Source organism: Arthrobacter sp. 10L430, from assembly GCF_056395245.1.
In genome coordinates this window covers 1-7,102 of the sequence record NZ_JBFTJD010000043.1, presented here as the reverse complement: position 1 = coordinate 7,102, position 7,102 = coordinate 1, and the positions used below count along the sequence as shown (strand labels likewise).

Below are 7,102 nucleotides of genomic sequence, written 5' to 3'. Positions count from 1 at the left end.
TCGCGGAACTTGAACAGCACCCCGGTGCGCTTGGCCAGGGAAATGTCACCCCAGGAGTCGGCAGCCTTGCGGGCCGCAGCGACGGTGGCATCCAGGTCCGCCCGGTTGGCCAGCCGCAGCTCCGCGGACACGGCGCCGGTGGCCGGGTTATAGACGGGCTGCGTCCGGCCGCCTTCGCCGGCGGTCTCGGCTTCGTTAATGAAGTGGTTGATGGTGGTGGTGATGGTCGTCGTTGACGTGGTCATAGCGTAGTTCCTTTGAAAGGCCGGGATTCAGGAAACGGAGACGAACCCGAGGGTTTTGTCCACGACGTTCTGCAATGGCTGGCCAGTGCAGAAGCGCCTCAGATTGTCGACGAACAGTTTCCCGAGATCATCGAGGTAGTCTTCGGTGTCACCGCTCATATGGGGTGTGATGATGACGTTCTCCATGTTCCAGAGGGCGTGCCCCCGGGGCAGAGGCTCGGGGTGCACCACATCAAGGGCAGCTCCGGCAATGGAACCCGACGCCAGGGCTTCGGTCAGGGCGCCCGTATAAACCAGCTCGCCGCGCCCTACGTTGATCAGGTGTGCAGATGGTTTCATGGCCGCCAGGACCTCCGCGTTGACCAGTCCCTTGGTCTCTGAGGTCAGCGGAGCGGCGAGCACAAGAAAGTCGTAGTCATGGACAATCCCGGCCAGGTCCTGCGAGGAGTAGATCCATTCGAAGTCACCGTCCCCGGCGCGGCTTGTGCGCCCGGCGCCACTGATCTCCATTCCCGCAGCGCGGAACAGCCGGGCGATTTCACGTCCGATGGAGCCGGTGCCGACCACCAGGGCGCGTTGTCCCTGGATCATGCGCGTCACCCTGTGTTGCCACCGCTGTTCCTGCTGCAGCCTGAACGAGCCCTGTGCGTCCTTGGCCATGTCCAGTACAAACCCGAGGGCGAACTCTGCGATGGCCCGGCTGAGGACCCCGCGCGAGTTCGTGTAAACAATGTTGCTGCGGATCAGCTCATCGAACAGCAACTGGCTCACCCCCGCCGCCGAGACATGGACCCAGTGCAGGGAAGAGGCGGCGCCCCAGTTCTCCTTGAGCGCGGGCGAGAAGGAGTGCCACTGATACAGCACGTCCGCGCCGACCATCGCCTTCGCGAGGCCCTCTGCCTTAGTCAGCCGGACTTCTGCGAACTCTTCGATTTCTGCCAGGCGTGGCGGGAGCGCCTCGTGGTAGAGGGCGGCGACGACGGGCCGCTTGGCTCCGGTGGCGCCGGTCGTCATGCCGTTACCGGGGCGAGGGTGTCGATCGCGGACAGGACGGCTGCCGTGAATTCCGACGTCGACGAGGTTCCGCCGACGTCGTGGGTGCCGTGACCGTCACGCAGGGCCGATTCGAACGCTGACTGGAGGTGCGCGGCGGCCTCGGGGTGCCCGAGATGCTCCAGCATCATGGCGCCGGACCAGATCTGTCCTACAGGGTTGGCCAGGCCCTTCCCTGCGATGTCCGGCGCCGAACCGTGGACCGGTTCGAAAAGGGACGGGAAGTCGCCCTCGGGGTTCAGGTTTGCACTTGGTGCGACGCCGATGGAGCCGGTGACGGCGCTGCCGAGGTCCGAAAGGATGTCACCGAGAAGGTTGGAGGCGACAATGACATCAAGCGTCCACGGCTTCAGGACCAGGTGCGCAGCCAGGGCGTCCACCAGCTCGTGGGTCACGGTCACGCCGGGATACTGCCCGACGGTTTCCTCGACCACCTCGTCCCAGAACGGCATGGTGTGGATAATGCCGTTGCTCTTCGTCGCGGACGTCAGCTGTCCTCTGCGGGAAGCTGCAAGCGCCGCGGCGAAGTGGGCCGCCCGCGACACTCCCAGGCGGGTGAAGATGGTTTCCTGCACGGCGGTCTCGTACGGCAGGCCGCGGTACATCCGGCCGCCGACCTCGGAGTATTCACCTTCGTTGTTCTCACGAACGATCAGGATGTCGATGGGCTTGTCAGACGCGAGCGGTGAGGTCACGCCGTCGAGCGTTTTAACCGGACGGAGGTTGATGTACTGCTGGAATTCCCGGCGGATCGGAATCAGCAGCCCCCACAGCGATTCCGTGTCCGGAACCTCCGGTGAGCCCACCGCGCCCAGGAAAATAGCGTCGTGCCTGGCGAGCTGTGCCAGCCCGCCAGCGGGCATCATCCGCCCGTGCCGGCCATAGTAGTCCGACCCCCAGTCGAAGAACGTGAACGCCAGGTTCAGGGAGTGAATCCCGGCGATCCGCTCGAGGCATTCAATCGCCGCGGGGACGACTTCCTTGCCGATCCCGTCGCCGGCGATCACTGCGATACTGTGCGTGCTCATGAGGATGCTCCTTCCGTGAGGCCGCCGAGGACCTGCCAGCGGGCCTTTGACTCACCCAGATTGATGATGGTGTTCTTGGGTTCAGTCATCCCCCGTACCGCGTGCCGGACGCCTTCGCGGCCCACCCCTGATTTCTTGAAACCACCGAAGGGCATGGAGTCGATCCGGACGTCGCTGGTCTCGTTGATGACCACGGCGCCGACGTGCAGCTTCTCGGCGATGGCAAGGGCGAGGTCAATGGACTGCGTGAAGACGCCGGCCTGGAGGCCGTACTCGGTATTGTTGGCCGAATACACGGCGTCCCGGACCTCGATGAACGGCAAGATGCTGACCACCGGCCCGAAGACTTCCTCCGCGATCACCTTGGCGTCCGAGGGCACATCAGCCAGGACCGTCGGCTCATAGTACGCATTCCGGCGCTGCCCGCCGGCGTGGACAGTGGCTCCGGCAGCCTTCGCCTCCTCCACCCATTCCTCAACCCGCCGGGCCTCCGCCTCGGAAATCAACGGGCCGACATCGGTGCCCCGGTCAAGCTTCGGCCCGGTCCGCAGCGCCCTGGTACCGGTAGTGACCAGCTCCAGGACCTCATCGAACAAAGAAATGTGGACGTAGACCCGCTGGACGGACAGGCAGTTCTGCCCGGCCACGCCAAAGGCGCCCGCCACGATGGCCTTCGCCGCAGCTTTGGCATCAGCGTCGGCGCAGACAATCGTGGCGTTATTCCCGCCGAGCTCGGACAGGATCTTCTTCGCCCCGGCCGCCGCGGCGATCCGCTCAGCCGTGGCCGGCCCGCCGGTGAAGGAAATCAGGTCCACTCGGGGGTCCGTCACAACAGCCTCGGACACGCCGGGGCCGGTGACGACTGCGGCGATGCGACCCGACGGAACACCCGCTTCGAGCAGCAACTGAACAAAAGCCAGCCCGGTCAGCGGCGTGCGCGTGGAAGGCTTCAACACCACGCCGTTGCCACCGATCAGCGCAGGGCCCAGCTTATGTGCCACCAGGTTCAACGGATCATTGAACGGCGTAATCGCCGCAACGATTCCCACCGGCTTCCGGCTGTACCAGCCAATCTTGCCCGCACCGGCCATGCTGTCCTCAAAACCCAGGGTCTCCCCCGCCAACTCCTCGGAGGCCGCGGCGGAGAGCCGCAGGGTCTCGATGCAACGCCGAACCTCACGTTCGGCTTCGGTAATGGTCTTACTGCTCTCGGCAGCAACGATGTTGGCGAACCGCTCGGCCTGCTCCCCCAAAAGCAGCACTGCCTTTTCCAGTGCCTGCCGACGGGCACGCAACGGCCACTCGTCCGCCTGGAGATGGCGGTCGATGTGCGCGATGGCACGCTCCACGTCCTGTGACGTGGAGGTGCACACCCGGCCGAGCAGGACACCATCCTCAGGATCCCGCACCTCCAGGGTCAACTCGGCGGTCTGCCACTGCCCTTCGAAAAAAGCTCCGCCGGGAAGGTTGGCAAATTGTGCGCGCCTGTAGGCGGATTCCTCTGTAGTTTTTGGGCGCGCTTCAGCGACCGTTGTTGATGACATGGGGACCCTTATCTTGCCTGGTGGTGGGAAACGTCTACTTGACTCGGTCGATAATTTTTGCGGCTGCGCCGATGAAGGGCAGGAACCAGGGCGGCCCGAAGTGGCCTGGCACGGGCGGGTTCTTCAGGTCTTCCCAAACATTGGCGGACTTGTCGCCTGCCATGTAGTGGGCCATGCGCTTGCCCATGTGCGCGGCCATCTGCACACCGTGGCCGCTGTAGCAGAGCGAATAGAAGAGCCCATCATGCTGGCCCGCGTGGACCATCTGGTCCATCGACAGGTCCACCAGGCCGCCCCAGATGTAGTCCACCTTGGCATTGGAGAGATAGGGGAAGAGCTCGAGCATGGCCTTGCGGAGGATCTCGGCGCTCTTGACGTCCGAGTCCGGGCTGGACAGGGCGAAACGTGCCCGGCCGCCGAAGAGGAGCCTGTTGTCCGGGGTGATCCGGAAGTAATAGGTGAGCATCTTGCTGTCGGACGCCTGGCGCCGGTTGGGCAGGATGCGGTTGACCACGTCTTCGGGCAGCGGGTCAGTGACAATGATGAAGCTGCCCACCGGGATCACCCTGCGCTGCAGCCATGGGGTGATGTTGCCGGTGTAGCCGCTGGTGGCGACCAGGACCTGCTTGGCCCTGGTGATGCCCCGGGTGGTGTGCACGTCGTGCACAGTGCCCGAAACCTTCTTCAGCTCGGTCACTGCAGCGTTCTCGCAGATATCCGCTCCGGCGGCAGCGGCCGCCCCGGCCAGCCCGTGCACGAACTTGCCCACGTGCAGGCCCGCCCCGAGCGGGTCAACCATCGCTCCCTGGTAGAAGTCCGTGCCGATTTCGCTGTGGATCTCGGACTTCGGGATGACGGTGACATGGTGATCGGCCAGGGTGGCCAGCTTCTCCTGCGACTTCAGGAAGCCCTCATAGTGGGACTTGTGGAAGGCCAGCGAGAGCTTTCCAAAGCGCTTGTAGTCGCAGTCGATGCCATTGTCATGCACGAGCTTCTCGATGCTGTCGATGGCGTCGTTGTATTCCCGGAACATCTCCACGGCACGCGTGGCGCCGTAGCGCTTGACCGCGGTGCTGAAGCTGATGGCCAACCCGGTAGTCGCCATTCCCCCGTTCCGGCCCGATGCGCCCCACCCCACGGTGTGGCGTTCGAAAACGGCAACGCTGGCGCCTTGCTTGGCAAATTCCAGGGCTGCGGAGAGTCCGGTGAAGCCGGCGCCGATGATGGCGACATCGACATTCTCGGGTACCGGAGCCTGCCGGTAATCACCGGATGCTTCGGCCGTGTCCAGCCAGTAAGGAATTAGTTTCACGGTTTGACCTTTCGCCTCGACGTCGGTTTAGAGACCGAGGTGCTTGTTGATCTCGTCCAGGGACTTGGCAGTGGTGAGGTCGTAGCCCTCGCCAATGGGGTCGTAGCCACGGTCCAACATCCAGAGGTTGCGGAAGCCCATGTCGTGCATCGGATGCATGTCGTAGCGGGTGTGCGAGGAGACGTGCAGGAAGTCCTCCGGCTTGGCGTTCAGGGTGTCGAGCATGTATTCGAAGGCCTGGTAGCGAGGCTTGTAGGCCTGGGCCTGTTCGGCGGTGTAGACGGCGTGGAAGTCTGCGCCGAGTTTCGGAATGCTGATGTCCAGGAAGCTGTCGTCTGCGTTGGACAGGGCCACCAGCTGGTAGTTGTCGCCCATGAGCTTCAGCGGGGCCGGTACATCCTCGTGGGCGACCCAGCCGCGTGCAGCCTCAGCGAACGCTGCGCCGGCGCCTTCGGTCGGTCCAATGCCCCAGCGCTTGCACACCCGGTCAAAGGAATCCTGAAGGATCGCCTCGTAGGGCTTGTAGTCGCCAAGGACCTCGTCGAACCGGTACCCGCGGAACTGCTTCTTGAAGGCCGGCCACTGCTCTTCTGAGATGCGGCCATCAAGCAGGCGACGGGTGGTGGGATCGATGTCGAAGTTGATCAGCGTGCCGTAGACATCAAAAGAGATGTACTTCGGCCGGAAGTTCGTGTCTGCCATGATTCGTCCGTTTCATTCGGTCTTGAACGGGAGGCCCGGATGTGTGGCCTGCCGCCTTCCTTTAGTCTGCGCCTGCGGAGTTCCATCGGGGTCCTTCGGGCTCCGATGCCCGCTGTTCTGACTCTAGGTCTGCTGATTGTAGATTGTCAACAGTTCTTAGTGAGATTCTTTCGCAACTAGGAAACGCGGAAAAATAGTTGGTTTATTTTATCGTCAATTGTTGACAATCGGCTATCTGGGCTGTTGCATTGCTCTTGGATGCGGAAACGAGATCCTGATCACAACCCGCATGGAGCACCAACCCCAGCACCGCCTCGCGTCTTGCAACAACTGATGCGGACGGAGGGTTCTGGAAATACTGCACCCATCTCAGCAGATCATCTTCAGCTGAAACCTTTTGAAGGGAAGCACCATGAAAACGAGAAACAAAGTTCAGACTGCCACGGCAGCACTTGGCGTCTTGCTGGCCCTGAGCGCCTGTGGAGGCACGGCAGCAAGCACCCCGGCCCCGGACAGCTCGAAGACGTCAAACACTGCTGATATTTCCGAGGGTGTCCAGCCGGATGCGGCCGCCGTCGCACTGCTGCCGCAGTCCATCAAGGACAAGGGCGAACTCACTGTCGCAATGGACCTGCACTATCCGCCGACGACGTTCCTGGCTGAGGACAACACCACCCCGATCGGTCTGAACCCTGATGTTGCCCGCCTGGTGGCCAAGAAGCTCGGACTGAAGCTGAAGTTCGAGAACACCGGGTTTGACACGATCGTTCCCGGTATCGACGGCGGCCGCTACGACTTCACTATCACCACCATGTCCCCCACGCCGGAGCGGCTGAAGGTCCTGAACATGATCGACTACTTCACGGCCGGCACTTCAGTAGCCGTGAGTGCAGGAAATCCGCTGAAGCTCACCAATGAGAGCCTGTGCGGTAAGAACGTCGCCGTCACGGCCGGATCGACGGGCCAGCTCAAGCGGCTCCCGGCCCTCTCGGATCAAACCTGCACCTCCAAGGGCCAGCCGGCCATCAACGCCGTGACGCTGCCCAACGTCCAGGACGCGCTGACCCAGCTGGCATCAAAGCGCGTCGACGGCATCCTCTACGACACGACCTCCCTCGCCTGGGCCGCGAAGCAGCAGCCGAACGCGTTCACCATCCTCACCCCCCAGATCAACGTCGGCAACAGCGACCTTGTGTCTGTCGGGCTGAAGAAGGGCTC

At 63.1% G+C, this 7,102-nt stretch carries 7 protein-coding genes; 1 reads left to right on the top strand and 6 read right to left on the bottom strand.

Features of this window, described 5'->3' with window-relative positions; all coding sequences use genetic code 11:
* The 6 genes from AC1DDG_RS21425 to AC1DDG_RS21400 all read right to left on the bottom strand — a co-directional run.
* The coding region (locus AC1DDG_RS21425) for an aldehyde dehydrogenase family protein (RefSeq protein ID WP_476877661.1) at window positions 1-245 on the bottom strand (245 nt) is incomplete at its 3' end.
* A 27-nt stretch (window positions 246-272) separates the two neighbouring features.
* On the bottom strand, window positions 273-1,259 hold the full coding sequence (locus tag AC1DDG_RS21420) for a D-2-hydroxyacid dehydrogenase (protein WP_476877660.1): 987 nt from the start codon (window positions 1,257-1,259) through the stop codon (window positions 273-275).
* Window positions 1,256-2,326 carry a tartrate dehydrogenase gene (locus AC1DDG_RS21415; protein WP_476877659.1) on the bottom strand — a complete coding sequence of 357 codons (1,071 nt, stop codon included), beginning with the start codon at window positions 2,324-2,326 and terminating at the stop codon, window positions 1,256-1,258. Before AC1DDG_RS21415 ends, AC1DDG_RS21420 begins: the two co-directional genes overlap by 4 nt.
* Window positions 2,323-3,870 carry an aldehyde dehydrogenase family protein gene (locus AC1DDG_RS21410; protein WP_476877658.1) on the bottom strand — a complete coding sequence of 516 codons (1,548 nt, stop codon included), beginning with the start codon at window positions 3,868-3,870 and terminating at the stop codon, window positions 2,323-2,325. Before AC1DDG_RS21410 ends, AC1DDG_RS21415 begins: the two co-directional genes overlap by 4 nt.
* A gap of 34 nt (window positions 3,871-3,904) precedes the next feature.
* A complete protein-coding gene (locus AC1DDG_RS21405) occupies window positions 3,905-5,182 on the bottom strand; it encodes an NAD(P)/FAD-dependent oxidoreductase (RefSeq protein WP_476877657.1) in 1,278 nt (425 codons plus the stop codon).
* Window positions 5,183-5,209: 27 nt separating this feature from the next.
* The gene (locus AC1DDG_RS21400) at window positions 5,210-5,884 is read right to left on the bottom strand and encodes a haloacid dehalogenase type II (RefSeq protein WP_476877656.1); all 675 of its coding nucleotides are present in this window, start codon (window positions 5,882-5,884) and stop codon (window positions 5,210-5,212) included.
* A 412-nt stretch (window positions 5,885-6,296) separates the two neighbouring features.
* On the opposite strand from AC1DDG_RS21400, the gene AC1DDG_RS21395 reads away from it, so the two are divergent.
* A partial coding sequence (locus tag AC1DDG_RS21395) for an ABC transporter substrate-binding protein (RefSeq protein WP_476877655.1) occupies window positions 6,297-7,102 on the top strand: 806 nt, incomplete at its 3' end.

What these genes read in the sequence shown, in the direction of transcription:
- AC1DDG_RS21420 (WP_476877660.1), bottom strand. Translation starts at nt 1,259, where the DNA reads ATGACGACCGGCGCCACCGGAGCCAAGCGGCCCGTCGTCGCCGCCCTC.
- AC1DDG_RS21415 (WP_476877659.1), bottom strand. Translation starts at nt 2,326, where the DNA reads ATGAGCACGCACAGTATCGCAGTGATCGCCGGCGACGGGATCGGCAAG.
- AC1DDG_RS21410 (WP_476877658.1), bottom strand. Translation starts at nt 3,870, where the DNA reads ATGTCATCAACAACGGTCGCTGAAGCGCGCCCAAAAACTACAGAGGAA.
- AC1DDG_RS21400 (WP_476877656.1), bottom strand. Translation starts at nt 5,884, where the DNA reads ATGGCAGACACGAACTTCCGGCCGAAGTACATCTCTTTTGATGTCTAC.